24 protein-coding genes are annotated in these 26,962 nt (G+C 72.1%); 11 read left to right on the top strand and 13 right to left on the bottom strand.

The features are described 5' to 3' along the window. Positions 1–153: 153 nt before the first annotated feature. From ACIGQF_RS33975 to ACIGQF_RS33940, 8 genes are all read right to left on the bottom strand, one after another. Positions 154–1,476: an acyltransferase gene (locus ACIGQF_RS33975; RefSeq protein ID WP_399718512.1), complete on the bottom strand. Its 1,323-nt coding sequence runs from the start codon at positions 1,474–1,476 to the stop codon at positions 154–156. Between the two features lie 87 nt (positions 1,477–1,563). After that, the gene (locus ACIGQF_RS33970; RefSeq protein WP_399718510.1) at positions 1,564–2,790 is read right to left on the bottom strand and encodes an alpha/beta hydrolase; all 1,227 of its coding nucleotides are present in this window, start codon (positions 2,788–2,790) and stop codon (positions 1,564–1,566) included. A gap of 248 nt (positions 2,791–3,038) precedes the next feature. Further along, positions 3,039–3,695, bottom strand: coding sequence for a YceI family protein (locus tag ACIGQF_RS33965; RefSeq protein ID WP_399718507.1), 657 nt, complete (start codon positions 3,693–3,695; stop codon positions 3,039–3,041). 122 nt (positions 3,696–3,817) lie between these two features. Further along, positions 3,818–4,498: a response regulator gene (locus ACIGQF_RS33960; protein WP_399718505.1), complete on the bottom strand. Its 681-nt coding sequence runs from the start codon at positions 4,496–4,498 to the stop codon at positions 3,818–3,820. Further along, on the bottom strand, positions 4,495–5,880 hold the full coding sequence (locus ACIGQF_RS33955) for a sensor histidine kinase (protein WP_399718502.1): 1,386 nt from the start codon (positions 5,878–5,880) through the stop codon (positions 4,495–4,497). Before ACIGQF_RS33955 ends, ACIGQF_RS33960 begins: the two co-directional genes overlap by 4 nt. A gap of 146 nt (positions 5,881–6,026) precedes the next feature. Beyond that, positions 6,027–6,929 carry a DUF4429 domain-containing protein gene (locus ACIGQF_RS33950; RefSeq protein ID WP_399718499.1) on the bottom strand — a complete coding sequence of 301 codons (903 nt, stop codon included), beginning with the start codon at positions 6,927–6,929 and terminating at the stop codon, positions 6,027–6,029. Positions 6,930–7,062: 133 nt separating this feature from the next. Continuing rightward, positions 7,063–8,277: an alpha/beta hydrolase gene (locus ACIGQF_RS33945; protein WP_399718496.1), complete on the bottom strand. Its 1,215-nt coding sequence runs from the start codon at positions 8,275–8,277 to the stop codon at positions 7,063–7,065. Positions 8,278–8,422: 145 nt separating this feature from the next. Beyond that, a complete protein-coding gene (locus tag ACIGQF_RS33940) occupies positions 8,423–9,088 on the bottom strand; it encodes a TetR/AcrR family transcriptional regulator (protein WP_399718493.1) in 666 nt (221 codons plus the stop codon). Between the two features lie 114 nt (positions 9,089–9,202). On the opposite strand from ACIGQF_RS33940, the gene ACIGQF_RS33935 reads away from it, so the two are divergent. After that, a complete protein-coding gene (locus ACIGQF_RS33935) occupies positions 9,203–10,801 on the top strand; it encodes an MFS transporter (protein WP_399718490.1) in 1,599 nt (532 codons plus the stop codon). 211 nt (positions 10,802–11,012) lie between these two features. Further along, positions 11,013–11,369: a peptidase inhibitor family I36 protein gene (locus tag ACIGQF_RS33930; RefSeq protein WP_399718487.1), complete on the top strand. Its 357-nt coding sequence runs from the start codon at positions 11,013–11,015 to the stop codon at positions 11,367–11,369. A gap of 92 nt (positions 11,370–11,461) precedes the next feature. On the opposite strand, the gene aceE is transcribed toward ACIGQF_RS33930, so the two are convergent. Continuing rightward, positions 11,462–14,209: a pyruvate dehydrogenase (acetyl-transferring), homodimeric type gene (gene aceE / locus ACIGQF_RS33925; RefSeq protein ID WP_399718485.1), complete on the bottom strand. Its 2,748-nt coding sequence runs from the start codon at positions 14,207–14,209 to the stop codon at positions 11,462–11,464. Between the two features lie 536 nt (positions 14,210–14,745). On the opposite strand from aceE, the gene ACIGQF_RS33920 reads away from it, so the two are divergent. The 6 genes from ACIGQF_RS33920 to ACIGQF_RS33895 all read left to right on the top strand — a co-directional run bounded on the left by ACIGQF_RS33920 (position 14,746) and on the right by ACIGQF_RS33895 (position 19,265). Beyond that, positions 14,746–15,186 carry a DUF3052 domain-containing protein gene (locus ACIGQF_RS33920; RefSeq protein WP_052865577.1) on the top strand — a complete coding sequence of 147 codons (441 nt, stop codon included), beginning with the start codon at positions 14,746–14,748 and terminating at the stop codon, positions 15,184–15,186. Positions 15,187–15,346: 160 nt separating this feature from the next. Then, the gene (locus tag ACIGQF_RS33915; RefSeq protein WP_361556865.1) at positions 15,347–15,805 is read left to right on the top strand and encodes a peroxiredoxin; all 459 of its coding nucleotides are present in this window, start codon (positions 15,347–15,349) and stop codon (positions 15,803–15,805) included. A gap of 128 nt (positions 15,806–15,933) precedes the next feature. Continuing rightward, a complete protein-coding gene (locus tag ACIGQF_RS33910) occupies positions 15,934–16,509 on the top strand; it encodes a TerD family protein (protein ID WP_361556862.1) in 576 nt (191 codons plus the stop codon). 101 nt (positions 16,510–16,610) lie between these two features. Then, positions 16,611–17,186 (top strand): TerD family protein, encoded by a 576-nt coding sequence (locus tag ACIGQF_RS33905; RefSeq protein ID WP_361556860.1) that lies wholly within the window; start codon positions 16,611–16,613, stop codon positions 17,184–17,186. Between the two features lie 54 nt (positions 17,187–17,240). Beyond that, positions 17,241–18,371, top strand: a complete 1,131-nt coding sequence (locus ACIGQF_RS33900; RefSeq protein WP_399718479.1) for a DUF475 domain-containing protein — start codon at positions 17,241–17,243, stop codon at positions 18,369–18,371. 159 nt (positions 18,372–18,530) lie between these two features. Beyond that, positions 18,531–19,265 (top strand): Tellurium resistance, encoded by a 735-nt coding sequence (locus ACIGQF_RS33895; protein ID WP_361556856.1) that lies wholly within the window; start codon positions 18,531–18,533, stop codon positions 19,263–19,265. A 57-nt stretch (positions 19,266–19,322) separates the two neighbouring features. Here the strand turns inward: ACIGQF_RS33895 and ACIGQF_RS33890 are convergent, their stop codons facing one another. Further along, entirely contained in the window at positions 19,323–20,384 is a 1,062-nt protein-coding gene (locus ACIGQF_RS33890; RefSeq protein WP_399718477.1) for a TerD family protein, read from the bottom strand. Between the two features lie 234 nt (positions 20,385–20,618). Here ACIGQF_RS33890 and ACIGQF_RS33885 point away from each other — a divergent pair, with 234 nt between their 5' ends. The 3 genes from ACIGQF_RS33885 to ACIGQF_RS33875 are packed head-to-tail and all read left to right on the top strand — an operon-like array spanning position 20,619 to position 25,164. After that, on the top strand, positions 20,619–21,803 hold the full coding sequence (locus tag ACIGQF_RS33885; RefSeq protein WP_399718474.1) for an HpcH/HpaI aldolase/citrate lyase family protein: 1,185 nt from the start codon (positions 20,619–20,621) through the stop codon (positions 21,801–21,803). Next, positions 21,800–24,328 (top strand): phosphoribosyltransferase, encoded by a 2,529-nt coding sequence (locus ACIGQF_RS33880; protein ID WP_399718472.1) that lies wholly within the window; start codon positions 21,800–21,802, stop codon positions 24,326–24,328. Before ACIGQF_RS33885 ends, ACIGQF_RS33880 begins: the two co-directional genes overlap by 4 nt. Next, entirely contained in the window at positions 24,325–25,164 is an 840-nt protein-coding gene (locus ACIGQF_RS33875; protein ID WP_399718469.1) for an HAD family hydrolase, read from the top strand. Before ACIGQF_RS33880 ends, ACIGQF_RS33875 begins: the two co-directional genes overlap by 4 nt. Positions 25,165–25,206: 42 nt before the next feature. Here the strand turns inward: ACIGQF_RS33875 and ACIGQF_RS33870 are convergent, their stop codons facing one another. The 3 genes from ACIGQF_RS33870 to ACIGQF_RS33860 form a co-directional block, all read right to left on the bottom strand. Further along, the gene (locus ACIGQF_RS33870; protein ID WP_361556842.1) at positions 25,207–25,419 is read right to left on the bottom strand and encodes a zinc ribbon domain-containing protein; all 213 of its coding nucleotides are present in this window, start codon (positions 25,417–25,419) and stop codon (positions 25,207–25,209) included. Positions 25,420–25,483: 64 nt separating this feature from the next. After that, positions 25,484–26,122, bottom strand: a complete 639-nt coding sequence (locus ACIGQF_RS33865; protein WP_399718467.1) for a bifunctional 4-hydroxy-2-oxoglutarate aldolase/2-dehydro-3-deoxy-phosphogluconate aldolase — start codon at positions 26,120–26,122, stop codon at positions 25,484–25,486. Beyond that, positions 26,035–26,829, bottom strand: a complete 795-nt coding sequence (locus ACIGQF_RS33860) for a DUF4383 domain-containing protein (protein WP_399718464.1) — start codon at positions 26,827–26,829, stop codon at positions 26,035–26,037. Before ACIGQF_RS33860 ends, ACIGQF_RS33865 begins: the two co-directional genes overlap by 88 nt. Positions 26,830–26,962: the final 133 nt, after the last annotated feature.

The raw sequence follows: 26,962 nt of genomic DNA, 5'->3' as shown, positions 1-26,962 counted from the left end.
GGCCGGCGAGCCACCCGAGCAGCGAGCTCAAGCCCCCACCCACCTGTCTTTTCACCCGCCCCCTCCCGTCGGTGGGGGGTGGAAAAACAGGGGGCCGGGCCGAGGTTTGAGGTGCGGGGTGGGGGCCTACGGTGCTGAGGGGGAGGGCCCCACTCAGCCCATACCCAGGGCGAAGAGGGCGAAGCCGGCGGCGAGGGTCGCGGCGGTGGCGCGGAGGGCGCGGCCCGCGCCCCAGGGGGTTTCGAAGCGGCGGGTGAGAGCGCCGATGCCCACCAGGAGCAGGGCGAAGAGGGGGAGCCAGGCCAGGCGGGTCAGCAGCCAGGCCAGGGAGTCGGGCGGCGTGGTCAGGCCGGGGAGCGGGCCGGCGTACGCGGACGGGACGGCCGCCATGAGCATCGCGGTCTGGTGCCAGCAGAAGATCGTCATCGCGCAGAGGTTGATCACTACTACCGGCGCCCAGAGGGCCGGGCGGCGCAGCAGGGCGGCGATGCGGTCCCGGAGCAGGACAGCGGCGCCGCACTGGGCCGCCGCCAGCGCCAGGACCAGCAGCGACGGCGGGTGCGAGTTGGTCCGGTCCGCGCCGGGGACGCCGACCATGCTGGCGGGGTAGTGGAAGACCAGCAGGAGGATGGCGAACAGGGCGGTGCCCGAGGCCAGCAGCGTCCATGCCGTGCGGTGGCCGAGCCGGCGTTCGCCCCAGCACACGCCGAGCTGGTACGCGAAGAGCCAGCCGGGGAGCAGGTTGAGGAGCGCGAGCCAGGACGGTACGGCCGCCGCGTACGGGCCGTAGCGGAGGAAGTCGACCGCCGCTACGGACGCGAAGAGTGGTGCCGCCGCCCATGGTCCGAGGCGGCGCGCGGCGCGTACGCAGTACGGGGTGAGGGCGGTGACTCCCGCGTAGACGCCGACGAACCACAGGGGTTGTACGACCAGTGTCGCGCCCGTGCGCAGTGTTGCCTCGGGTACGCCCGCCGCGGTCAGCACCGCGATGAGAAGCGCCCAGATGGCTGTTACGGCGAGTACCGGGCGGCCCAGGCGGGCCAGTCGGCCGCTCAGCCAGCGTGCGGTGGACTGCCCGCGCTCGGTCGCGCGCCGGTGGGAGAGGACGGAGGAGTAGCCGCCCACCAGGAAGAAGATGCCCAGCAGTTGGAGTACCCAGCTGGCCGGCGCGAAGAAGCCGAGTATGGAGAGCGGGCTGGCGTTGTGGAGTGCGCCGTCGGCGTCCAGGGTGAAGCCGCCCACCAGCCAGTGGCCGGTGGGCACGGCGAGCAGGGCGAGTGCGCGCAGGCCGTCGATCGCGCGGTCGCGGTGGGCCGGGGTGCGGTCGTCGAGGGCGCGGACCGCGCGGCCCGCCCTGCGGAGGAGCCTGCGCGGCGTGCCGGGAGGGGACGGCGGCGTGAGGTGCGGTGTGCCGCGCGGAGGTGCGGGGCGGTCGGTGCCGCCGGTGCCGCCGGGGTGCAGGAACGCGAGGGTCATGTCGGGTCCTTGGAGGAGAGGCGCGCGCCCCGCGCGCGATGCTTCGGCGTGCTCGGCGCACGCCCGTGGTGACGGCCCGGCGGGCGCTCAGCGCACGTCCGTGTAGCGGCCGAGCACGATGTCGGCGAAGCCGGCCAGGGAGTCGGTGCCGGGGACGAGATAGCCGGTGTGGCCCTCGGCGCGGTCCGCGGCGACGCGGCGCGCGCCGAACGCGGGATCGGTGGGGTCGGTGCCGTGCCCGAGACCCAGGACTTCGACGTTGGGGATGCGCCCGATCCAGTCCGAGGCGTCCCGGGCGGCCCACACCCGGCCGCCGGCGTGCAGGTCGGCGGCGCGTTCCGTACGGGTGCCGGGCGAGCCGAAGAGGATCACGTCACCGACCGCGGCCCGCCCGGCCCGGGGCGCGGCCAGCCCGCAGACGACCGAGCCGTAGCTGTGGCAGAGCAGTGCGGGCGCGGGGGCGCCGGTCGCGGTCAGTCCCGTCAGCAGCCGGGCGAGCCGTGGGGCGCCGGCCTCGGCGAGCCGCCCGGTCGCCGCGTCCGGACCGAGGCCGACCGGGGTGGTGTAACCGGCCCAGGCGATCACCGCGGTGTGCACGGCCGGCGCCTCGGCGGCCAGCCGGGCGCGCAGCGAGGCGGCCATGCCGGTCGGCGTGCCGTACCGGTCGCGCTCGCGGTCGAAGGTGCCGGCGTCGATGTCCGAGCCGGGCACGACCACCGCCGTGTGCCGGGCCGCGCCGAGGTCCCCGTACACCTCGGCGACCTGCCCCCGGCCGCGCGGGTCGAAGAAGAGGATCTGCCGTCCGGGGGCGAGGAGTTCGGTGTACCGGCCGGCCAGGGCGCGGGCCTGCGCGCGGGCCTCGGCGGTGCGTGCCGGGTCGTCGGCGCGGGCGTACTGGCGGGTGCGTTCGGCGCGCAGGGCACGGGCGTTCGCGCGGTAGCGCAGTTCAACGGGCGCGCCGTCCAGGGTGCCCACGGTCATCGGGTGCCGGTCGGCGAGCCGGTTCCGCTCCGCGCCGGTCAGCCCCGCGAAGAAGCGGGCCACGGCGGCGGGTGAGGCGGTCGCCGGGTCGGGCAGCGGCCGGCCGAGCGTGTGGTCGGCGCGCCAGGCGGCGGCGCCCGGTGCGGGCCCGGTGACGGCGGTCTGCTCCGAGCCGGCCGCCCAGCCCCCGGTACCGGCGACGAGCGTGGCGGCCACGGCGAGCGCTGCCCACCCCCGGCGCCGCCTACGGGCGCCGGCACGTACGCCGGTGCGCGGCGTGCTGCTGCGCGGCGTGGCGGTGGTGGCGGTACGCGGCGGAGTGCGCAGCGGCATCGTCGGTCTCCCTCTCCCAGTGGCGTGGCGGAGGGAAACGTAGGAAGGGGGTGCCGGGCGCGGCGTCACACCGCGGGGCCAAGTGGCAGGTGATACCGGGGTATTGGGTCCTCCTCCGTACGGAGGAGATCCGTACGGAGGAGATGGGGCGGTGCCGCGCCTCGCAGCTCCCCATGGTGGTCAGCCACCTCTGATCGGCGCGGCACCGGGGCCCGGACCGGTCACCGGGCCATCAATGAAACGGTTCTTCAGCCGGTGGGCACGGTCCGGATGGCCGCGATGTCGAACTGGAGGCGGACCTTCTCGCTCACCATGGCGCCGCCCTCGGCCAGCTTGGCGCTGTACGTCAGGCCCCAGTCGGAACGGTTGATGGTCGTGGTGCCGTCGAAGCCGGCCCGCTGGTAGCCGAACGGATCGGTGACCTGCCCGATGTAGGTCAGCTCCAGCACGACCGGGCGCGTCACGTCCCGAATGGTGAGGTCACCGTCCATCCGGTAGACGTCCTTGCCCACGATGCGCACGTCGGTGCTCTTGAAGGTCATGCGCGGGAAGTTCGCGGCGTCGAGGAAGTCGCGGCCCTTCAGGTGGTCGTCGCGCTGCTCCACGCCGGTGTCGACGCTGGCGGTGGCCAGCGCGATCTGGGCCTTGGAACGGGAGGGGTCCACACCGTCGAAGTACAGCCGGCTCTCGAACTCCGTGAAGGCGCCGCGCACCGTGGTCACCATGGCGTGCCGTACGGAGAAGCCGATCCTGCTGTGCGCGGGGTCGATCATCCACTCGCCGGTGAGGTGGGCGAGGGCGGGGTCCAGCTGGCCGTCGGGCGCGTGCGCTGCCGGAGCGGCGGGCGATTCCGGAGAGTATGTCTCCGGGCGCCGGGGGGAGGAGCTGCGGCTGAACAATTTCATGAGAAACGTTGTTACTAAGAACGCACGCGATGCCGCAAGTGCTGCTCAGAGGCCGGAACAACCCCTGCTCAATGGCTACGCAGGTGCTTCACCGGTCCATCGCGAGACTGCCTTTCGGTCCGTCAGCGGTCACCGGGAGTGACCAGCCCGGACTCGTACGCGAAGATCACTGCCTGTGCGCGGTCGCGCAGGTCCAGCTTGGCCAGCACCCGCCCGATGTGCGTCTTCACCGTCTGCTCGGCCAGCACCAGATCCGCCGCGATCTCCTGGTTGGACAGGCCGCGCGCGATCAGCTCCAGCACCTCGGTCTCGCGCGGCGTGAGCCCGTTCAGGCGCAGCGCCGCACGGTCCTTGCGGGGCGCGGGGCGCTGCCGTGCGAAGTCGGCGATCAGCCGGCGGGTGACCGACGGGGCGAGCAGCGCCTCGCCGGCCGCCACGATCCGTACCGCGGAGATCAGGTCGGCCGGCGGCGCGTCCTTCAGCAGGAAGCCGGACGCGCCGGCGCGCAGCGCTTCGTACACGTAGTCGTCGACGTCGAAGGTGGTGAGCATCAGCACCTTCGGGCGGTGCACCACGCCCGGGGGCGGGGACAGCAGCTGCCGGGCCGCCTCCAGGCCGTCCATCTCCGGCATCCGTACGTCCATCAGCACCACGTCGGGGTGGGTGCGGCGGCTCAGTTCGACGCCGCGCAGGCCGTCCTCCGCGTCGCCGACGACGTCGATGTCGCTCTGCGCGGCGAGCAGCGCGGCGAAGCCCGCCCGCACCATGGCCTGGTCGTCGACGATGATCACGCGAGTGGTCATGCGGGCGTGGGGTCCTTTTCCGTCAGGGGCTCCGTGAGCGGGAGCCGCGCGGCGACACGGTAACCCCCGTCCGCCAGCGGGCCGGTGTCGAGGGTGCCGCCCAGCAGCCGTACGCGCTCGCGCATGCCGACCAGGCCGTGGCCGGTCCCGGTGGTCTCCAACGGCGCGGCGGGGCGCGGCGGCGGGCCGTTGACGACCAGTACGGTCAGGCCGGTGCGGTCCGGCGTGACCGAGACCCGGGTGGGCGCGCCGGGAGCGTGCCGTACGACGTTGGCCAGCGCCTCCTGCACGATCCGGTACGCCGACAGGTCGACGGCGGGCGGGAGTTCGCCGAGCGCCCGCGACAGCGTCAGCTCCACCGGTACACCGGCCCGCACGGTCCCCTCCACCAGCCGCGTCAGCTGGTCCAGGCCCGGCTGCGGCGCCTTCTCGGGGCCGCCCTGCCGTTCGCTCTCCTCGCTGCGCAACACGCCCAGCAGCCGGCGCATTTCGGCCAGCGACTCGCGCGCGGTCGCGGCGATGGTCCCGAACTCCTCGGCGGCCTCGGCGGGGAGACCCTGGAGGCGGTACGGCGCGCTGTCCGCCTGCACGGTGATCACCGACATGTGGTGCGCGACGACGTCGTGCAGCTCACGGGCGATGCGGGTGCGCTCCTCCAGCAGCGTGCGCCGGGCCCGCTCCGCCTCGCTGATCGTCGCCTGGGCCGCCAGCTCCCGGCGCGCTTCGCCGCGTTCCCGCAGTGCGCCGGCGACCAGCAGCACCGCGCCGGACAGGACGAACATCAGCAGCCAGGTGCCGTCGCTGCGGGCCGGCCTGAGGGCCGTGAAGAGGAGGCACGCGGCGCCGGTCGCCAGCCAGACGGCGACGAGCGTGCGGCGCCGTTCACGGAGTCCGAGCGCGGCCATCAGCAGGAGATAGCCGATGATCGTCTGCGGCGGCCAGGGGTACGGCGGGCCGGGCAGCGTCGACGCCACGGACAGCACCAGCGCGCCGGCCACATCGGCAGCGAAGATCACCCACCAGGCCTGCAACGGGCGGGTGACGGCGAGCAGCAGCGGCACGGTCTGGGCCACGCCGAGCGCACCGGAGATCCCCCCGTTCACGCCGTAGTTGTTGCTCAGCACGACGACCGTGACGGGCAGCAGCGCGGCGGTGAACACGCAGGCGACGGCGTACGGCAGCCAGCGCAGCCATGGGCGCGCCGCGGTGCCGAGGAGGGGTTCGCCGGGCCGGGTCGGGGTGCCGAGATCGACGGCGAGGGTGCGCAGCGCCTGCCGTGCGGCGCGCTCCGCACGCGCGCGCCGGTCCGCACGCGCGGTGCGGGGGCCGGCGGGCGCGGGCCCGGAGGCGCCGGGGGAGGGGGAAGGGGGTGACGTGGACATCGCCCGTTCAGCGTAGGCGGCGGGGGCCCGGCGGGGCGTCATACCGGAGTCTCCAGCCGCGGGTCATACCTCGGTATCAGGCGCCGGCGTCGATCCGGGCGCCGTGCCCGCAGCCGCCCGCAGCCGCCCGCCGCCTGGAGCTCCGCCTACAGCTCCGCCAGCAGTTCCGCCTTCTTCGTGCTGAACTCGTCGTCCGTCAGCAGCCCCGCGTCGTGCAGCTCGCCCAGTTGCCGTATCCGGTCGGCGATGTCGGCGGGGCCGCGGTGCGGCTCCAGCGGGCGGCGCGCGGGGGCCGGCGCGGGGGCCGGGCCCGTGCTGCGTACGGCCTGCAGGACGGCCGCGGCGAACGGCAGCGACTCGTGGACCGGGCCGTATCCGAGCCCGAAGATCACCGAGGCGGGGTCCTGGTCGGCACCGCGTTCGTCCTCCTCCTCGTCGCCGTGCGCCAGCAGCCGCAGATAGCCGCTGTGCCAGGCGCCGGGCGCCGTGGGCGCCGAGGAGCCGTTCTCCGGGGAGCGCCAGACCACGCCGGCCAGCCCGTCGACGGCGAAGCTCTGGTCGCCGGACTTCCACTTCGCGGTCGAGGCGCCGGTCCAGAACCAGCGGAACGCCACCGAACTGCCGTCGAAGGTCGCCTTGCCGTCGTACGCCTTGAAGGTCAGCGGCGCCTCGGGGGCCGCGACGAGATACCGGTCGGCGGGTCCGTCCGCGTCCCGGCCGAGCAGGCCGTCGAGCTGGTCGCGGTAGTACCCGGCCCGGTCGGCGCGGTCGGCCGGGAGCACCAGGCGGTAGGGATCGGCATCGTCCTTGAGCTGCCCGTCGGCGGCGTCCATCAGCGGATCGGCACCCGGCCGCGGCCGGGCGTGCAGCACCACCGTCCCGCGCCTGCCCCGCGAGACCTCCACCGACCTCAGCGCTTCGTAGGGGATGCGGCGCTCACCGAGCGCCTGGAACAGCTTGGGCTTGCGGATCCCCCGTTCGAAGCGGATGAGTACGGAGTCCGTGTCGAACTCCCAGACGGCATGAAAACCGGCCAGCACATCACCCATGCGGTTCATCGTAAGCGGCGGGCGGCCCGCCCGTCCCCCTTCCGTGCAGCACGCGCTACGCGCGTCAATCCCATACCCGCCCACGGGCGCCCGCACTCCGGCCGGCCGCCGCGCGGGGCGTCCGGCCCGGCCCTCACGCCAGATCGGCCGAGCAGTCGCCGTCGTCGGAGGCGCAGCTCACGCCCGCCACCGCGCCGACGCCGACGAGGGCGAAATTGGCCAGACTCTGCGTTCCGCGGGCGAAGTACCCCGCGTGTCCGTCGGCGCCGGCCGCGGACAGCACCCGGGAGCCGAACGCCGGGTCCACCGGGTCGGCGCCGTGCCCCAGCCCGCCCAGCTCCAGGTACGGCACGTCCTGAATCCAGTCGTCGGCGTCCCGCATCGCCCAGACGCGCGCGTCGGTGTGCAGCGCCGCGGCGTCCCGGGCACGCATGCCGGGGCTGCCGGCCACCACGATGTCGCCGACCCGGGAGGGCAGCTCGCGGGCGGCGACGCCGCACACCACGGAGCCGTAGCTGTGGCAGAACAGCGAGACGTCGGCGGCGGCCGGCAGCGCGCCGACCATCGAGGTGAGGCGCTGGGCGCCCGCCTGCGCCAGCTGCCCGGCGGCCGCGTCCACGCCGATGCCGGCGGGCGCGGTGTAGTCGGCCCAGGCGATCACGGCCGTACGGGCGTCGGGGCGCACCGCGCGCTCCGCGTCGTACAGCGCGGAGGCCATGCCCACCGGGGCGCTGTCGGCCCGCTTGGTGCGCTCGAAGTTCACCAGATTGGTGTCGACGCCGGGCACCACCACCGAGACGCGGCGGGCGTGCGTCAGGTCGCCGAAGACCTCGGCGGCGCGGCCGCCGGCGGCCGGATCGAAGGAGATGATCTGGCGCCCGGGCCGCATGAGGGACTCCAGCCGGTGCATCAGCCGGCCGGCGTCCTGGCGGCCCTCCGGGGTGAGCCGGCCGTCGTGCGAGCGGCGCTCGGCCACCGCCCTGGCGCGGTCCAGCGCGCGGTGATTGGCGTGGTAACGCAGCGTGGCGGGGGCGCCCGCCATGTTGCCGACGGCGAGCGGATAGCGGTCGGCGAGCCGCAGCCGGTCGGCCTGGCGGAGCTTGGCGAAGAATGCCGCTATGCGGTGCGCGCCGGCGTCCGGGGACGGCAGCCGGTGGCCGTGGAAGGTGCCGCCCGCCCACGCGGCGCGGGAGGTGCCCAGCGGGTCGGTGTCGCCCTTGGTGCCTCTGATCCCCGTCCAGCCGGTCACCGCAAGCATCACGAACACCACCACCAGGGCGAGTGCCATGCGCCAGGCGGAGGACTGCAGAAAACCGGGGGGAGCGCCGAGCTCGGAGAAAGAAGTCACCGCGGGCCAGCCTAGGAGACGGCTCGCGGCGCTCGTGGATTGGGTGAGGCAACTCACGTTTCACTGTGGGTCATTAGGGTCACAACGGACACTTCGCACCCATTTGTCCCGCTCTGACGTGCAGCGAAACGCTCAAACAGTCGACTCAGAGGGTCTTTTTGCGCCACTCGCCCGCGACCGCCGGAACGATGCCGTCCAGATGATTCTCCGTGATGGCGCGGATGGACTCCACGCTGCACTCGCCGGCCTCGCCCCACAGCCGCCCGGCCAGCCGCATCACGCCACTGAAGGCCGCGACCACGATCCGCGGCCGCGGGTCCGTGTGCAGATCCAGGCCCTCGCGCCGGGCGATCACGCCCGCGATCAACTCTTCCAGCTCGGAGCTGCGCCGCAGGTGCGCGGCGACCAGGCCGGGGGTCGACTCGATCATCTGGTACGTCCGCATGTGCAGCTCGACCGGGATGATCGACTCGATCATCCGGCCGAGGTCGTCCCAGGCGAGCAGGACGGCGTTGCGCAGCGCCTCCAGCGGGGTCTCGGCGGCCGGGCGGGCCTGCAGCGCCTCCACGAAGCGCGCCTCGACGATCTCCTGGACGGCGAAGACCACGTCCTCCTTGGTGGTGAAGTACCGGAAGAAGGTCCGCTGGGAGACGTCGACGGCCTCGGCGATCTCGTCGATCGTGGTGCGGTCGTACCCCTGCTCGGTGCAGAGCTCCAGCGCCGCGCGGATCAGGGCGTCGTGCGTACGCCGCTTCTTCCGCTCGCGCAGTCCGCACCGCACACCGCCACGCGGCGTCACCTCGGCCGCCATGCGCCGCCCTCCCTCGTCGTATCAGTGCTGCTCACGATACCTGTGAGTTAACTGACAGTTACCGACTCATGAAACGCTTTGTCAACTGTCAGTCGCTGACATTATTGTCGGAGCATGAGCTCACAGACCCCGGTCGCCGACCCGATACCGGACATCACCGAGCCGGAGCCGCGCAGGGGACTGCGTGGCCATCCCTGGCTGACCCTCTTCTCCGTGGCGATCGGCGTGATGATGGTGGCGCTCGACGGCACCATCGTCGCCATCGCCAACCCGGCCATCCAGAAGGACCTCGGCGCCTCGCTCGCCGACGTCCAATGGATCACCAACGGGTACCTCCTCGCGCTGGCCGTCGCGCTGATCACGGCCGGCAAGCTCGGTGACCGGTTCGGCCACCGGCAGACGTTCCTCATCGGCGTGGTCGGCTTCGCCCTCGCCTCCGGCGCCATCGGCCTGTCCGGCGAGGTCTCGCTGGTCATCGTCTTCCGCGTACTGCAGGGCCTCTTCGGCGCCCTGCTGATGCCGGCGGCGCTCGGCCTGCTGCGCGCCACGTTCCCGGCCGAGAAGCTCAACATGGCCATCGGCATCTGGGGCATGGTCATCGGCGCCTCCACCGCCGGCGGCCCGATCGTCGGCGGCCTGCTCGTCGAGCACGTCAACTGGCAGTCCGTCTTCTTCATCAACGTTCCCGTCGGCATCCTCGCCCTCGTCCTGGGACTGGCGATCCTGAAGGACCACCGGGCGAAGAACGCCCCGCGCTCCTTCGACGTCCCGGGCATCGTGCTGCTGTCCGGCGCGATGTTCTGTCTGATCTGGGCGCTGATCAAGGCCGGCGAGTGGGGCTGGGGCGACGGTAGGACCTGGGCCTTCCTGATCGGCTCGATCGTGCTGTTCGCGGCCTTCGGCGTACTGGAGACCAAGGTCCGCGAGCCGCTGATACCGCTGCGCATGTTCCGCTCCCTGCCGCTCACCGCCGGCACGGTCCTGATGGTGCTGATGGCGTTCGCCTTCATGGGCGGGCTGTTCTTCGTCACCTTCTACCTGCAGAACGTGCACGGCATGAGCCCCGTCGACAGCGGCCTGCACCTCCTGCCGCTCACCGGCATGATGATCGTCGCCTCGCCGGTCGCGGGCGCCATGATCACCAAGTTCGGCCCGCGCGTCCCGCTGGTCGGCGGCATGGTCTTCACCGCCGTCGCGATGTTCGGCATGGCGACCCTGGACGCCGGTACCGGCACCGGCGCCATGTCCCTCTGGTTCGCCCTCCTCGGCCTGGGGCTCGCGCCCGTCATGGTCGGCGCCACCGAGGTCATCGTCGGCAACGCGCCCATGGAGCTCTCCGGCGTCGCCGGCGGCCTCCAGCAGGCCGCGATGCAGGTCGGCGGCAGCCTCGGCACGGCCGTCCTGGGTGCCGTCATGGCCTCCCGGGTCAGCAGCGAGCTGCCGGACAACTGGAACGCGGCGCACCTGCCGCCCATCCCGGCCGCCCAGCTGGACAAGGCCGCCGACGCGGTCGCCGTCGGCATGGCGCCGGTGCCCAAGGGCACTCCGGCCCCCTTCGCCGAGAAGATCACCGCGGTCGCCCACGACACGTTCATCTCCGGCATGGGTCTGGCCTTCACGGTCGCCTGCGGCGTCGCTGTCGTCGCGGCGGTGGTCGCGTTCGCGACCAAGCGTGGCGAGAACGAGGTCGAAGGCGGGGTCGGCCACATCTGACCTGCGGTGCCGCGGGGGCTCGCGTGGTGCTCCCGCGCGGCGCCGCTGTGGCTGGTCGCGCAGTTCCCCGCGCCCCTACGGGGCGCGGCAACCTTCGGGTCCCGTTTTCCCCTATCAGGGTGGGCGGGGCCCGAATGCGTTCGCCACGCACCTGCGGTGCCGCCAGCGTTGCCCCGGACCGATCGTCACACGATCACGACAGGGGGACCCCATGCGTACGACACTCCTCGCCGCCGGCCTCGGTGCGGCCGCGCTGCTCAGCACGCCCTTCACCGCCGGCGCAGCCACTCAGGCCTGCGCCGCCGGGCAGCTCTGCCTCTGGACGAAAGCCGGCTACGAAGGCCCGCGTACGACCCATGAGCTCTCCGACACCGACATCGAGAGCTGTGTGCCGCTGCCCGCCGGCCGCGCCGCGCACTCCTTCGTGAACCGCACCGGGCGGCCCGTCACCACGTACCAGAGCGCCGAGTGCGCCGAGACCGGCGAGTACGACACGTATCCCGGCGGCGGCACCTATGTGCCGGACTCGCCGTACGAGGTGCGGGCGATCAAGATCTGGGAGCGCTGAGCCGGGCGCGGGACGGGGCGCGGGAAAGGGCGAGGGCCCGGGCAGCGTGCTGCTGCCCGGGCCCTCGCCACGGAAGAACCACCGCGGAGCGGTTACGCGTCGCCGCCCGCCTCGCCGGCCTCCGCCGCCGTGACGTCCAGCAGCTGGTACCGGTCGATGGCCTGCTTCAGCGCCGAGCGGTCGACCTTCCCCTCCTTGGCGAGCTCGGTGAGCACGCCGAGGACGATCGACTGCGCGTCGATGTGGAAGAAGCGGCGCGCCGCGCCACGGGTGTCGGCGAAGCCGAAGCCGTCCGCGCCGAGGGACTGGTACGTCCCCGGCACCCAGCGGGCGATCTGGTCGGGAACCGCGCGCATCCAGTCGGAGACGGCCACGAACGGGCCCTCGGAGCCGGAGAGCTTCTGCGTCACGTACGGGACGCGCTGCTCCTCCTCCGGGTGCAGGAGGTTGTGCTCCTCCACGTCCACGGCCTCGCGGCGCAGCTCGTTCCAGGAGGTCGCCGACCAGACGTCCGCCTTGACGTTCCACTCCTCGGCGAGGATCTTCTGCGCCTCGATCGCCCACGGCACGGCCACGCCGGACGCCATGATCTGCGCCGGAATGGAGCCCGCCGTGGCCGGCCGGACCTTGTGGATGCCCTTGAGGATGCCCTCGACGTCCACGTCCTCCGGCTCGGCCGGGTGCTGGATCGGCTCGTTGTAGACGGTGAGGTAGTAGAAGACGTCCTCGCCCGGCTGCCCGTCGGCGGTCTCGCCGTACATCCGGCGCAGGCCGTCCTTGACGATGTGCGCGATCTCGAAGCCGAACGCCGGGTCGTACGCGACGCACGCCGGGTTGGTCGAGGCCAGCAGCTGGGAGTGGCCGTCGGCGTGCTGCAGACCCTCACCGGTCAGGGTCGTACGGCCCGCGGTCGCACCCAGGACGAAACCGCGTGCCAGCTGGTCGGCCATCTGCCAGAACTGGTCGCCGGTCCGCTGGAAACCGAACATCGAGTAGAAGACGTAGACCGGGATCAGCGGCTCGCCGTGTGTGGCGTAGGCCGAGCCCGCGGCGATCAGCGAAGCCGTACAGCCCGCCTCCGTGATGCCGTCGTGCAGCATCTGGCCGGTCGGCGACTCCTTGTACGCCAGCAGCAGCTCGCGGTCGACCGACTCGTAGATCTGGCCCAGCGGGTTGTAGATCTTCGAGGTCGGGAAGAACGCGTCCATGCCGAAGGTGCGGTACTCGTCCGGGGCGATCGGCACGAAGCGCTTGCCGATCTCCTTGTCCCGCATCAGGTCCTTCAGGACGCGGACGAACGCCATGGTCGTGGCGATCTTCTGCTGGCCTGACCCCTTCTTGGCGGTCGCGTAGGCCTTGTCGCCCGGCAGCTCCAGCGGCTTGGCGCGCACGACACGGGTGGGCACGTAGCCGCCGCACTCCTTGCGGCGGTCGTGCATGTACTGGATCTCTTCGGAGTCCCGGCCCGGGTGGTAGTACGGCGGGTTGCCGTTCTCCAGGTCCTTGTCCGGGATCGGCAGACGCAGCCGGTCGCGGAACATCTTCAGGTCGTCGACCGTCAGCTTCTTCATCTGGTGGGTCGCGTTGCGGCCCTCGAAGTTCGGGCCGAGCGTCCAGCCCTTGACGGTCTGCGCGAGGATCACGGTCGGCTGGCCCTTGTGCGCCTTGGCCGCCGCGTACGCCGCGAAGATCTTCTTGTGGTCGTGACCGCCGCGGCCCAGGTGCAGGATCTGGTCGTCGGTCATGTTCTCGACCATGGCGCGCAGCCGGTGGTCGCTGCCGAAGAAGTGGTCGCGGATGTACGCGCCGGTCTCGGTGGCGTACGTCTGGAACTGGCCGTCCGGCGTGGTGTTCAGCTTGTTGACCAGCACACCGTCGCGGTCCTGTGCCAGCAGCGGGTCCCAGGAGCGGTCCCAGACCAGCTTGATCACGTTCCAGCCGGCGCCGCGGAACTGCGACTCCAGCTCCTGCATGATCTTGCCATTGCCGCGGACCGGGCCGTCCAGGCGCTGCAGGTTGCAGTTGACGACGAAGGTGAGGTTGTCCAGGCCCTCGCGCGCGGCGATGGACAGCTGGCCGAGCGACTCCGGCTCGTCCATCTCGCCGTCGCCGAGGAATGCCCACACATGGCTGTCGGAGGTGTCGGCGATGCCGCGCGCCTCCATGTAGCGGTTCATCCGGGCCTGGTAGATCGCGCCGAGCGGGCCGAGGCCCATCGAGACGGTCGGGAACTCCCAGAAGTCCGGCATCAGCCGCGGGTGCGGGTAGCTGGACAGGCCGTTCGGGGCCTTGGACTTCTCCTGGCGGAAGGCGTCCAGCTGGTCAGAGGAGAGCCGGTCCAGGAGGTAGGCGCGGGCGTAGACGCCGGGGGAGGCGTGGCCCTGGAAGAAGATCTGGTCGCCGCCGCGGCCGTCGTCCTTGCCCCGGAAGAAGTGGTTGAAGCCCACGTCGTACAGGGAGGCCGAGGAGGCGAAGGTGGCGATGTGGCCGCCGACGCCGATACCGGGGCGCTGGGCGCGCGAGACCATGACGGCCGCGTTCCACCGGGTCGCGTTCAGGACCTTGCGCTCGATCTCCTCGTTGCCGGGGAAGAACGGCTCGTCCTTGGTGGCGATGGTGTTGACGTAGTCCGTGCTGCGCATCTCGGGCACGGCCACGCGCTTCTCGCGGGCCCGCTCGATGAGGCGGAGCATGAGGTAGCGGGCACGTTCCCGGCCTCGCTCATCGACGGCTGCGTCGAGCGAGTCGAGCCATTCCTGGGTCTCTTCAGGATCGAAGTCCGGGACCTGGCTGGGAAGGCCGCCAATGATGATCGGGTTGCGATCGGATCCGGAAGCCACGCTGTTCCTTCGCTGTTCTGGTCGTGTCGTGCTCTGACCATTCGTGATGCGTACATGAGGCACACGGATGTCGAGCCCGAGGTCAGATTTCTGTCTCTGCTGGTGTCGCGCCGTCTTCCATCGTGTACCGAGGCACGCGGATACGTCATCTCTACCTGCTGGTAACCGCCCCCTGGGAGACGCGGCCGGCGGGTGCGCTCCGGGGAGACCAAATCGCCACCATACGCCCTTGTCACGCACCTGCGGCGGTCGGCCGTACGGATATCGAACATCAGCCCGTGGTCGCCCCGGCGCCGCGGCCCGGCCCAGTCGCGCGCGAGTACCCCACGGAGCTGGCGCGACGCTGTGGCGTGAATCACCGCAGTACAGGGTAGAAGGGGTCGCAGTTGCGGCGAGACGGCCGTATCCGTCACCGTTTTGGCGGTCTGGACGGCTGGGTACTTGCGCGATTCGCCCCGCCCGTGTGGACTACGCCCAATGCCCCGCGCACGCGCGAGGTGTAAGGCATATCCACAAGACATGACAGGAGGCAATCCGTGAGCGCGACCGCGGACCACGCGGAGGAGCGGACCAACCCGGCCATCAAGCTGGGGTTCGAGCCCGGACAGGTGGTCCAGGAGATCGGCTACGACGATGACGTCGAGCAGGAGCTCCGTGAAGGCATCGAGGCCGTGATCGGCCAGGAGCTCGTCGACGAGGACTATGACGATGTGGCCGATGCCGTCGTCCTGTGGTTCCGGGAAGACGACGGCGACCTCACGGACGCGCTGGTCGATGCCATTGGTCTGATCGAGGACGGCGGCGCCGTATGGCTGCTGACGCCGAAGACCGGGCGCGACGGCTACGTCGAGCCGAGCGACATCAATGAGGCCGCGCAGACTGCGGGTCTGTCCCAGACGAAGAGCATCAACGCGGGCAAGGACTGGAGCGGCAGCCGGTTGGTGACGCCGAAGGCCGCCAAGTCCGGCAAGCGCTGAGCCGTCACGCCGGCACATCCCGAGCCCCCTTCCGACCCCTTCCCCCGCCTGTTGTGCCCGGGGAAGGCTGCCGGGAGGGGGCTCGACCCGTAGCGGCCACAGGGTCGCGACGTAGGGTTGGCGGGTATCTGTTCAGCATCTGCGAAGGGAAACAGAACCCATGGCGATCGAGGTCGGCGCGAAGGCCCCGGAGATCGAGCTGAAGAACCAGCACGGGGAGACCGTCAAGCTCTCCGACTTCCGCGGCGAGAAGAACGTCGTGCTGCTCTTCTACCCCTTCGCTTTCACCGGCGTGTGCACCGGCGAGCTGTGCGCCCTGCGCGACGAGCTGCCCCAGTTCGTCAACGACGACGTGCAGCTGCTCGCCGTTTCGAATGACTCGCCGTTCTCGCTGCGCGTCTTCGCCGAGCAGGAGGGCCTTGAGTACCCGCTGCTCTCGGACTTCTGGCCGCACGGCGAGGCCTCCCGCGCCTACGGCGTCTTCGACGAGGAGAAGGGCTGCGCGGTGCGCGGCACCTTCATCATCGACAAGGAGGGCGTCGTCCGCTGGACGGTCGTCAACGGCCTGCCCGACGCCCGTGACCTGGAGGAGTACGTCAAGGCGCTCAAGGCCCTCTGAGCAACACCCGGAGCCCGCCGCCGCAACATCGGGTAATCGGTGGGAACCGGTCACTAGGATCAAATCGTTGTTCTGATGCCATGCACGACGGGGGCGATTGTGTACCCCTCGAATCTATGGGAGGACTCGTGGGAGTCAGCCTCAGCAAGGGCGGCAACGTCTCGCTGACGAAGGAAGCCCCCAATCTGACCGCGGTGATCGTCGGTCTGGGCTGGGACGCGCGTACCACCACCGGTACCGACTTCGACCTGGACGCCAGCGCCCTGCTGACCAATGACCAGGGCAAGGTCGGCAACGACCAGAACTTCGTGTTCTTCAACAACCTGAAGAGCCCGGAGGGGTCGGTCGAGCACACCGGCGACAACATCACCGGTGAGGGCGAAGGCGACGACGAGCAGATCAAGGTGAATCTGGCCGCCGTGCCGGCCGATGTCGCCAAGATCGTGTTCCCGGTGTCGATCTACGACGCCGAGACCCGCCAGCAGAGCTTCGGCCAGGTCCGCAACGCCTTCATCCGCGTCGTGAACCAGGCCGACGGCAACGAGCTGGCGCGCTACGACCTCAGCGAGGACGCCTCGACGGAGACCGCCATGGTCTTCGGCGAGCTGTACCGCAACGGCGCGGAGTGGAAGTTCCGCGCCATCGGCCAGGGCTACGCCTCGGGCCTGCGCGGCATCGCGCAGGACTTCGGCGTGAACGTCTGACCGAGGACGTACCTCCGCCCGGCGCCGTACGCCCCCCAGGGGAGTGCGGCGCCGGGCGCGCTTGGGACCACTGAACCGACACCGGGGAGGAAGCGAAGAACATGGGCGTCACACTCGCCAAGGGGGGCAATGTCTCCCTCTCGAAGGCCGCACCCAATCTCACGCAGGTCATGGTCGGCCTCGGCTGGGACGCGCGCTCCACGACGGGCGCGCCGTTCGACCTGGACGCCAGCGCCCTGCTGTGCAGCAGCGGCCGGGTGCTCGGGGACGAGTACTTCGTCTTCTACAACAACCTCAAGAGCCCGGAGGGTTCCGTCGAGCACACGGGCGACAACCTCACCGGTGAGGGCGACGGCGACGACGAATCGATTCTGGTGGATCTCAGCACGGTCCCGGCCCAGGTCGACAAGATCGTCTTCCCGGTCTCGATCCATGACGCCGATGCGCGCAGCCAGAGCTTCGGGCAGGTCAGCAACGCCTTCATCCGCGTGGTGAACCAGGCCGACGGCAGCGAACTGGCCCGCTACGACCTCAGCGAGGACGCCTCGACGGAGACCGCGATGATCTTCGGCGAGGTTTACCGGTACGGCGGTGAGTGGAAGTTCAGGGCCGTCGGACAGGGGTACGCGTCGGGCTTGCGGGGCATCGCTCTAGACTTCGGGGTCAACGTTTCGTAAAGCGCCGTCCACCCGTGCGCGGGGGACCCCACACAACGAGGGAATGGGTAGGAAGTGCTCCTGAAAACCTTTGGCTGGTCATTCGCCGTAACGGCGGCGGGCCTGGCGTTGGCCGGTGTCCTCTGGGGGTGGCAGGGGCTCGCGGTCGTCGGGATCCTCTCGATCCTGGAGATCTCGCTCTCGTTCGACAACGCGGTGATCAACGCCGGCATCCTGCGGAAGATGAATGCCTTCTGGCAGAAGATCTTCCTGACCATCGGCATCCTGATCGCCGTCTTCGGCATGCGCCTCGTCTTCCCGGTCGTCATCGTGGCCATCACGGCCAAGCTCGGCCCCATCGAGGCCGTCGACCTGGCGATCAACAACAAGGCCGAGTACGAACACCTCGTCACCGCCGCCCACCCGGCGATCGCGGCCTTCGGCGGCATGTTCCTGCTCATGATCTTCCTCGACTTCATCTTCGAGGAGCGCGAGTACAAGTGGCTGGCCTGGCTGGAGAAGCCGCTGGCCAAGCTGGGCAAGCTCGACACGCTCTCGATCATCATCGCGCTGGTCGTCCTGCTCGTGTCGGCCATGACCGTGGCCACCGACGTGGCACACGGCGGCGGTGACAAGAGCGCCACCGTCCTGCTCTCCGGTGTCGCGGGTCTGCTCACATACCTCCTCGTCGGCGGCATCTCCGGCTACTTCGAGGACAAGCTGGAGGAGGCCGACGACGACGCGGACGAGGAGGAGCGCGCGCCGGCGACGAAGAACGGCAACGGCTCGGCCGTCGGCCTGGCGGGCAAGGCCGCGTTCTTCATGTTCCTCTACCTGGAGGTCATCGACGCGTCCTTCTCCTTCGACGGCGTCATCGGCGCGTTCGCCATCACCAACGACATCTTCGAGATGGCGCTGGGTCTGGGCATCGGCGCCATGTACATCCGGTCGCTGACCGTCTTCCTCGTCCGCCGGGGCACCCTGGACGACTACGTGTACCTGGAGCACGGCGCGCACTACGCGATCGGCGCCCTGGCCGTGATCCTGCTCGCCACCATCAAGTTCGAGATCAACGAGGTCATCACGGGCGGGATCGGCGTCGCCCTGATCGCGCTGTCCTTCTGGTCCTCGGTGCGCAAGAATCGTCAAGAGGGCAAGCCGGGCGCGGGATCGACGTCAAAATCCGAGGTCAGCTCGGGAGTGTGACACGCGACCGCGTGTGACCGGCGTCCGAATGAGGAACGCTTCTCTGCGGGGCGGCCACGAGAGCCGGGACCGGGGGCATCGCCTCCGGCCCCACCGGCTCCTCGGGGCCGCCCCGCGGCAGTTGGCGGTGAGGGACCCGTAGGCAAGGGGTGGGGCGAAGTGTCGTTCTTGGGGAACTGGCGACGCGGCGGTACGCCGCAGTTCGACAACGGCGGAGCGTCGTACGTCGTCAAACTGACCAAACGCGACCCGGTGGTCTCGCTGACCAAGCAGGGCGCGGCCAGCGGCAACCTCCGGGTCAACCTCTCCTGGCAGATGCGCACCACCGACTTCGCGGAGTTCGGCGGCCGCAAGAAGAGCCTGTGGCGGCACCCGGGCCAGATCTTCAAGCCCGAGGTGGTGCAGGCGCAGGGTCCCGCGGTCGTCAAGATCGACCTCGACCTGGCGTGCATGTACGAGCTCAAGGACGGCACCAAGGGCGTCGTGCAGCCGCTGGGGAATTTCCTCGGCGACCTCAACAGCCCGCCGTACATCCAGCTCAGCGGCGACGACCGGTTCGGCTCGGGGTCCGGCGAGACGCTCTACATCAACCTCGACCACCAGGACGAGTTCAAGCGCCTGCTGATCTTCGTCTACATCTACGACGGCACCCCCGCCTTCGACCGCACCCACGCCATCCTCACGCTGTACCCGAGCAGCGGGCCGCGCGTGGAGATCGGCCTCGACGAGCGGGCGCCACAGGCCCGCTCCTGCGCGGTCTTCATGCTGGAGAACGTCAAGGGCGAGCTGACCGTGCGCCGCGAGGTGCGGTACGTCTACGGCTTCCAGGCCGAGCTGGACCGGCTGTACGGCTGGGGCCTGCAGTGGGGCCGCGGGTACAAGAGCAAGGTGTGAGGGCCGGGCGCCCGCGGTGCGCGCGCCCGGCCTCGGGAACGGCTCAGCGGCGCTCGCTCAGCGGCGCTGGAACTGCGGTCCCTGCGGCGGCAGCACCAGCGGCGCGGTCTCCGGCACCGGCCCGGTGGGCTGCGGACCGGGCGCGGGCGGCGGGTAGCCGTAGCCGTCGGCCGCGGTCTGCGGCTGCGGATAGCCGTACGCGGGCCGGGCACCGCCCTGCACCGGGCCCGGGTAGCCGTACGCGGGACCCCGGGGCGCCTCGGGCGGCGGGCCCGGATAGCCGTACGCGGGCGGGCCGGGCGGCATCGGGGGCGGCGGGGGCACGTTCTCCGGATAGCCGTAGGCGCCCGCCGGGGCGCCGGTGGACCGCGGCGGCGCGAAGGCCGCTGCGGCGGCTCCGGTGGGCCCGGCGGTCCCGGCGGCCGGTTCGGGGAACGGCACCGGCTCCGGCACCGCCTGCGTGACGTCCTCGGAGCCGGCGGAGGGCGGCCCGGGCACCGCGCGGGTCGCGTCCTCCGACCCCGGCGCTGCCGACGCCCCCTCGGGCGGCTGTACGGCCCCGTCCCCGGCGTCCTCGCCCTCGTCCACCGAGATGCCGAACTCCGTCGCCAGCCCGATCAGACCGCTGTCGTAGCCCTGGCCCAGCGCCCGGAACTTCCAGGCGTCCGCGCGCCGGTACAGCTCGCCGCAGATCAGCGCGGTCTCCTCGCCGGTCTCCGGCTCCACCTCGAACACCGCCAGTGGCCCGCCGTCTCCCCGTGCCGCGTCGTAGAGCTCCAGCCGCAGGTCCGTCACCCGCCCGAAGGGGGCGCCGTCCGAGGAGGCGGCCAGCACCACCCGGTCGACCGACGGGTCCAGCGCGGCGAGGTCCGCCTCGATGGTGTCGGTCAGCGCGTCGGCCAGCTGCTTCTTGGGGAGGTGACGCACCAGGCCGCTGGGGTGCCGGGGCTGGTTGTAGAACACGAAGTCCGCGTCCGCGCGCACGCGCCCTTCGGGGGCCAGCAACAGCGCCGAGGCGTCCACGTCGGGCACTCCCGTGCCCGGTGTCCAGCGGAGGACGGCCCGTACGGCAGTGGCGTCGAGGGGTACGTTCGACCCCTTCTGCATGGCGTGCGTCATGGCGTCATCCTGCCTGCTGAGCGGGGGGACGGACAACGCGGGGGCGGGCCGGCGCGGGGATCGGCGGCGTCCCGCACCCGTTTGCCGGGCACATGACACGTGATTTTCACCCGCGCGGGAACTTTCCGCAGGGGCCCACACGTACGATTACCGGCCGGATCCGGACACCGGACACCGGACACCGAGGAAAGAACCACAAGGGTGGCCGAACCCCGCCCGCCCCCGGGGAGTTGTATGCGTCATTTCGGACATCTGTCGCCCGACGTACGCGCCACGCTGTTCCACCGGGAACCGGCGGAGTTCACCGCCGACTCCCCGCAGCGGCTGCTCGCCGTCGCCCTCGGCGCCACCCTGTACTCGCCCGCGACCAGGCAGCGGCTGGCCGCCGACGTGATCAAGCAGGCCAAGCGCGGCGTGGTGTCGATGGTGCTGTGCCTGGAGGACTCCATCGGCGACGGTGACGTGGCGGCCGGCGAGGACAACCTCGTACGGCAGTTCACCGAGCTGGCCGAAACCGGATCTTGTCACCCCGGCACCCCGCTGCCCCTGCTCTTCATCCGCGTCCGCACCCCCGACCAGATACCCGACCTGGTGCGGCGGCTCGGCCCGGCCGTCCGGCTGCTCACCGGATTCGTGCTGCCGAAGTTCACCGCACTGCGCGGCGTCCCCTTCCTGGAGGCCCTCACCGCCGCCGAAGCGTCCTGCGGGCAGCGGCTGTTCGCGATGCCGGTCCTGGAGTCCCCCGAGCTGCTCCATCTGGAGAGCCGGACGGAGACCCTGCAGGGCATCGCCCGCACCGTGGACGCCTACCGGGACCGCGTCCTCGCGCTGCGCCTCGGCGTCACCGACTTCTGCTCCGCTTACGGTCTGCGCCGCGCCCCGGACATGACCGCGTACGACGTACGGATCGTCGCCTCCGTCATCGCCGACGTCGTCAACGTCCTCGGCCGCGCCGACGGCACCGGCTTCACCGTCACCGGGCCGGTCTGGGAGTACTTCCGGCTCCACGAGCGGATGTTCAAGCCCCAGCTGCGGCAGAGCCCCTTCCTCGGGCGAGCCGAGGAGCTGCGCACCTCCCTCATCGAGCACGCCATGGACGGCCTGCTCCGCGAGATCGAGCTGGACCGGGCCAACGGCCTCCAGGGCAAGACCTGCATCCACCCCTCGCACGTCGCCCCGGTGCACGCGCTGTCGGTGGTCAGCCACGAGGAGTTCAGCGACGCGGCCGACATCCTGCGCCCCGAGCGCGACGGCGGCGGCGTCCTGCGCTCCTCGTACACGAACAAGATGAACGAGGTGAAGCCGCACCGCGCCTGGGCGGAGCGCACGCTGCTGCGCGCCGAGGTCTTCGGCGTCGCGCGCGAGGGCGTCAGCTTCGTGGAACTGCTGGCGGCGGGGCTGCCCGGGACGGACGCATGACAGAGAAGACGGCGAAGGAGAACAACACGGTGGTGTGGACCGGCGAGTGGGTCGCGGAGCGGCTCGGGGTCGAACTGAACGGTGCGGCCGAGCTGCCCGGCCTGGTGGGGCTCGCGCTGCGGCGCAACCCCAAGCGGGCCCACCTGCTGGTGTCGCAGGTGCTCGGCAAGCACGTGCCGCAGCGCCCGTCGGTGGTGCACGACGCGGGGCACGGCCTGGGCCGCCGGGTACGGGCCCTGCTCGGTGACGAGGCGGCCGCCCGCGCCGTGGTCCTCGGCTACGCCGAGACCGCCACGGGCCTCGGGCACAGCGTCGCCGACGGCCTGGCGCTCGCCCCGTACGTGCACTCCACCCGGCGCCCCGTGCCCGGCGTCGCGCAGGCCGGCGGCTTCGAGGAGGAGCACTCCCACGCCACCTCCCACCTCCTGCTGCCCGAGGACACCGGGCTGCTCACCGGCGACGGCCCGCTGGTCCTGGTCGACGACGAGTTCTCCACCGGACGCACGGTCCTCAACACCATCGAGGCCCTGCACGCCCGCTTCCCCCGCCCGCGGTACGTGATCGTCGCGCTGACCGACATGAGGTCCGCGGCGGACCGCGCCCACCTGGAGAAGTTCGCCGCCGACCTGGGGACGCGGGTCGACCTCGTCGCCCTGACGGCGGGCACGGTGGCACTGCCGGACGGGGTGCTGGAGCGCGGGCAGGAGCTCGTGGCGCGGTACGAGCCCGCAGGCGCTCCCGAACCGGCCGCCCCCGCACCGGCCGGCCTCAGCCGCGTCGAACTGGCCTGGCCCGCGGGGCTCCCCGACGGCGGACGGCACGGCTTCACCCCCGCCCACCGCGCCCGCCTGGAGGCCGCGCTGCCGGACATGGCGGCCCGGATCGCCGCGGCGCTGGGGGAGACCGGGCGCACGGAGCGGGCCCGCGTCCTCGTCCTCGGCAACGAGGAGCTGATGTACGCACCCCTGCGGCTGGCCGGCGCGCTGGACGAGGCGCTGCCCGCCGAGGTCCGCTTCTCCACCACCACCCGCTCCCCGGTGCTCGCCGTGGACGACCCCGGCTACGCCATCCGCACCCGGCTCGCCTTCCCGGCCCACGACCGCCCGGTGGACGGCCCCGGCGAGCGCTACGCCTACAACGTCGCGCCCGGCGCCGACCCGGCCCGCCGCTTCGACGCGGTCGTCGTCCTCGTCGACTCGGCCGGTGACACCCCCGAACTCCACGCCCCCGGGGGCCTGTTGGCCACCCTCGCCGGACACACCGACCTCGTGCTGCTCGGCGTCGTCCCCTCGTACGTACCGCCGTCGCCCGCGGCGCCGGACGTGCCCCGTCCCCGTACGGAGGTCCGTACCGACATGCAGGCGCCCCTGCGCGGCCCCGCCTTCTCCTCCTACGCCCCCGACGACGTCGGCTGGCTGCTCCAGGACTTCTCCGACGTCACCCTCGAAGCGCCCACCGAGGAGCGCGAGGAGGCCATCCAGCGCGGCGGCGCGCACTACGCCGAGTCGCTGCCCGTCGAGTACCAGCCCAGCGAGGAGTACCAAGCCCTCTTCCACGCGGCGCTGGAGACCTCGGCGGCCCGCATCGCCCGCGCCGTCGGCGCGGTCACCGAGACGGTCCTCGCCGAGCTCCCCCAGCGCCGAAAGCGCCGGGGGGACCCCCATCCCCGCCCGGTCCTGGTCTCCCTGGCCCGCGCCGGCACCCCCGTCGGCGTCCTGATGCGCCGCTGGGCCCGGCACGCGCACGGCCTGGACCTGCCGCACTACGCCATATCGATCGTGCGCGGCCGCGGCATCGACACCGCCGCGCTGCGCTGGCTCGCCGCCCACCACGACCCGGCCGACGTGGTCTTCGTCGACGGCTGGACCGGCAAGGGCGCGATCACCCGCGAACTGGCGCAGGCCCTCCGCGACTTCCCCGGCTTCGACCCGCGCATCGCGGTCCTCGCCGACCCCGGCGGCTGCGTGGACACCTACGGCACCCGCGACGACTTCCTGATCCCCTCCGCCTGCCTGAACTCCACCGTCTCCGGCCTGGTCTCCCGTACCGTCCTCCGCGCCGACCTGGTGGGCCCGGAGGACTTCCACGGCGCGAAGTTCTACCGCGAGCTGGCGGACACGGACGTCTCCCAGCACTTCCTCGACACCGTCGCGGCCCGCTTCGACGAGGTCGCCGCCGACGCCCGCGCCGACGCCGCGGCGCTGCTCGCCGCCGACCGCGCGCCCACCTGGGCGGGCTGGGCCGCCGTGGAGCGGATCAGCGAGACGTACGGCATCCACGACGTGAACCTGGTGAAGCCCGGCGTCGGCGAGACCACCCGCGTGCTGCTGCGCCGCGTCCCCTGGAAGATCCTCGCGCGCAAGGGAGCGGGCGCGGACCTGGAACACATCCGGCTGCTGGCCGCGCAGCGCGGCGTGCCCGTCGAGGAGACCGACGACCTGCCGTACAGCTGCGTCGGACTGATCCACCCGCGCTACACCCGCGGCGCGACCGGCGCCGACGGCCGGGCGGTGGCGGCGAAATGACCGGCTCACCGACGCCCGTGCTGGTCGCCAGCGACCTCGACCGCACCCTCATCTACTCGGCCGCCGCGCTCGGCCTGACCGGGCCCGACGCGCAGGCGCCCCGCCTGCTCTGCGTCGAGGTGTACGCCCACAAGCCGCTGTCGTACCTCACCGAGACCGCCGCCGCGCTGCTCGCCACCCTGGCGGCCGCCCGCGGCGCCTGTTTCGTACCGGCCACCACCCGCACCCGCGAGCAGTACGGCCGCATCCATCTCCCGGGGCCCGCACCCCGGTTCGCGGTGTGCGCGAACGGCGGCCATCTCCTCGTCGACGGCGAGTCCGACCCGGACTGGCAGCGCACGGTCGCGGCCCGGCTGGCCGCCGAGTGCGCCCCGCTGGACGAGGTCCGGGCACACCTGCTGCGCACCGCCGACGCGTCCTGGCTGCTGAAGGAGCGCACCGCCGAGGATCTCTTCGCGTACCTCGTCGTCGACCGGGAGCGGCTGCCGGAGACCTGGGTGAAGGACCTCGCCGGCTGGGCCGAGGGGCGCGGCTGGACCGTCTCCCTCCAGGGCCGGAAGGTCTACGCCGTGCCGAAGCCGCTCACCAAGAGCGCGGCGGTCCGCGAGGCCGCCCGCCGCGCGGGCGCCGACCGCGTCGTCGCGGCCGGCGACTCCCTCCTGGACGCCGACCTGCTGCTCGCGGCCGATCGCGGCTGGCGCCCGGGCCACGGCGAACTGGCCGATGCGGGCTGGTCGGCGCCGCACGTCACCGCGCTGGAGGAGCGCGGCGCGGCGGCGGGGGAGGAGATCGCACGGGCGTTCCTCGGCGAGGTGGCGGACGCCCGGGGCCGCTGAGAACGGGGCCGCTGAGAACGCAGCCCTAGCCGGAGGGGCGGCTCAGCCGCAGCAGCCGCCCCCGCAGCAGCCGCCGCCACCGCCACCGCTCGGGGCCGGCGCGGCGGCCGTGCCGCCCACCGCCACGGCCGACAGCAGCTTCACCGTGTCCGCGTGCCCGTCGGGGCAGGGCGCGGGCGCGGCGGACTCGGCCATCGGACGGCTGACCTCGAAGGTCGTCTCACAGGAGCGGCAGCGGTACTCGTATCGGGGCATGGCCCAAGAATACGGTGGCCCGACGCGCCGGGCCTGCCTGCTGGGGGAGCGGTGTCCGCACCGCTCACGCCGGCCCTTCCGCGCCCTCCGCGCACACCGTCAGGAAGTCCGCGGCGCGGCGGCGCAGGCCGCCGAAGTCACCGCCGTCCGCCGCGTCCCCGATCAGCGGCGAGCCGACGCCCACCGCCACCGCGCCCGCGGCCAGGTACGCGCGGGCCGCCGCCGCGTCCACCCCGCCCACCGGGACGAACGGCAGCTCGGGGAAGGGCGCCCGCAGCGCCTTCAGGTACACGGGCCCGACGAGGGAGGCGGGGAAGAGCTTCAGGGCCGTCGCGCCCGCGGCCTGCGCCGCGATCACCTCGGTCGGCGTCAGCACCCCCGCCACCACCGGCAGCTCACGGCGTAGGCATTCGTCGACGCCCGCGCCCAGCCCCGGCGTGACCGCCAGGTTCGTGCCGGCCTCGGCGGCCCGTACGACGTCCTCGGCGGTGGTGACGGTGCCCGCACCCAGCCACGCGTCCGGCCCCAGTTCCTGCCGCGCCCGCCGGATGACGCCGAGCGCGTCGGCGCCGCCGAGCGAGACCTCCACCCGCCGCACCCCCTCCCCGGCCGGGGTCATGACCGTACGGAAGGACGCCTCCGGGTCCTTGCCGCGGATGATGGCGACCAGTCGCCCGGCCCGGAGCGCTGTGCTGAGGTCCATGATTCTCCCGGTGGACGCGGCGTGCGGTCCCGCCGCGCGCGTCCTGCCTCCTGCCGGAGCCCCGCCTCGCGGCTGTACCGCCGGGCCGTCCGGCCGCGGTGCGCACGGTTCAGCAGATCCCGCTGCGCCGCCTCCCGCTCGGCCTTCCGCAGCAGGGCGGCCTGCTGGGGCGTCGGGCGAGCGGCGAGGGGGACCGCCTCCGGGTGCCGGGCGCGCCAGTACGGGTTGTTGTGCGGCAGGCCGCCGCTGACCCGGCCGTACATGCCGAAGACCAGCAGCAGCAGTCCGACGGCGAAGCTGAAGAGGACGTTCTGGAGGCGGAAGGCGAGATGGTTGAAGCCGGTCTCCAGGATCGCCAGGTTGACGAAGCCGCTCAGCAGGAAGGCGACGCCGAGCACGGCGTTCAGGGTGGAGGCGAAGTTCCCGCCGATCACCATCCCGGCGAAGAGCAGCAGGCCGATGAGGACGGACAGCACGCTCAGCGCGCCGTTGGTGTTCAGCCCCGCGACCGTGTCGCCCCCGGTGTCGAAGAACCCGATCCGGTCGATCAGGCCGAGGATGCCGAAGGCGACGAGCACCAGCCCCATCAGCCCGGCGCCGAACCGGTAGAACCTGCTCAGCCGGTGGTCGACGGGCAGATGCTCATCGAGCGTGATGCGCCGCCGGTGGCGCGGGAAAGGCCCGCGAAGGGCGTGGCCGACAGCCATGACCGGCCTCCTTTGCACAGGCGTACGCGGCAGGACCGCCGGAAAGCCGTACGTCCTCCAGCTTCCGCCAGGGCGCGCGCGGGCGCCATCGCAGGCGCCGCGGGGCCGGTGGCCAGGGCCACGTACGCGTCCT

The organism is Streptomyces sp. NPDC053560 (assembly GCF_044544605.1).
Lineage (GTDB): Bacteria > Actinomycetota > Actinomycetes > Streptomycetales > Streptomycetaceae > Streptomyces.
This window is presented reverse-complemented; position numbering and strand designations above follow the sequence as displayed.

Coding starts and splice junctions, on each gene's coding strand:
- ACIGQF_RS33960 (WP_399718505.1), bottom strand. CDS start 4,498: ATGACCACTCGCGTGATCATCGTCGACGACCAGGCCATGGTGCGGGCG.
- ACIGQF_RS33975 (WP_399718512.1), bottom strand. CDS start 1,476: ATGACCCTCGCGTTCCTGCACCCCGGCGGCACCGGCGGCACCGACCGC.
- ACIGQF_RS33940 (WP_399718493.1), bottom strand. CDS start 9,088: ATGGCGGCCGAGGTGACGCCGCGTGGCGGTGTGCGGTGCGGACTGCGC.
- ACIGQF_RS33860 (WP_399718464.1), bottom strand. CDS start 26,829: ATGGCTGTCGGCCACGCCCTTCGCGGGCCTTTCCCGCGCCACCGGCGG.
- ACIGQF_RS33875 (WP_399718469.1), top strand. CDS start 24,325: ATGACCGGCTCACCGACGCCCGTGCTGGTCGCCAGCGACCTCGACCGC.
- ACIGQF_RS33955 (WP_399718502.1), bottom strand. CDS start 5,880: ATGTCCACGTCACCCCCTTCCCCCTCCCCCGGCGCCTCCGGGCCCGCG.
- ACIGQF_RS33880 (WP_399718472.1), top strand. CDS start 21,800: ATGACAGAGAAGACGGCGAAGGAGAACAACACGGTGGTGTGGACCGGC.
- ACIGQF_RS33965 (WP_399718507.1), bottom strand. CDS start 3,695: ATGAAATTGTTCAGCCGCAGCTCCTCCCCCCGGCGCCCGGAGACATAC.
- ACIGQF_RS33950 (WP_399718499.1), bottom strand. CDS start 6,929: ATGGGTGATGTGCTGGCCGGTTTTCATGCCGTCTGGGAGTTCGACACG.
- ACIGQF_RS33970 (WP_399718510.1), bottom strand. CDS start 2,790: ATGCCGCTGCGCACTCCGCCGCGTACCGCCACCACCGCCACGCCGCGC.
- ACIGQF_RS33885 (WP_399718474.1), top strand. CDS start 20,619: ATGCGTCATTTCGGACATCTGTCGCCCGACGTACGCGCCACGCTGTTC.
- ACIGQF_RS33915 (WP_361556865.1), top strand. CDS start 15,347: ATGGCGATCGAGGTCGGCGCGAAGGCCCCGGAGATCGAGCTGAAGAAC.
- ACIGQF_RS33890 (WP_399718477.1), bottom strand. CDS start 20,384: ATGACGCACGCCATGCAGAAGGGGTCGAACGTACCCCTCGACGCCACT.
- ACIGQF_RS33865 (WP_399718467.1), bottom strand. CDS start 26,122: ATGGACCTCAGCACAGCGCTCCGGGCCGGGCGACTGGTCGCCATCATC.
- ACIGQF_RS33905 (WP_361556860.1), top strand. CDS start 16,611: ATGGGCGTCACACTCGCCAAGGGGGGCAATGTCTCCCTCTCGAAGGCC.
- ACIGQF_RS33870 (WP_361556842.1), bottom strand. CDS start 25,419: ATGCCCCGATACGAGTACCGCTGCCGCTCCTGTGAGACGACCTTCGAG.
- ACIGQF_RS33935 (WP_399718490.1), top strand. CDS start 9,203: ATGAGCTCACAGACCCCGGTCGCCGACCCGATACCGGACATCACCGAG.
- ACIGQF_RS33930 (WP_399718487.1), top strand. CDS start 11,013: ATGCGTACGACACTCCTCGCCGCCGGCCTCGGTGCGGCCGCGCTGCTC.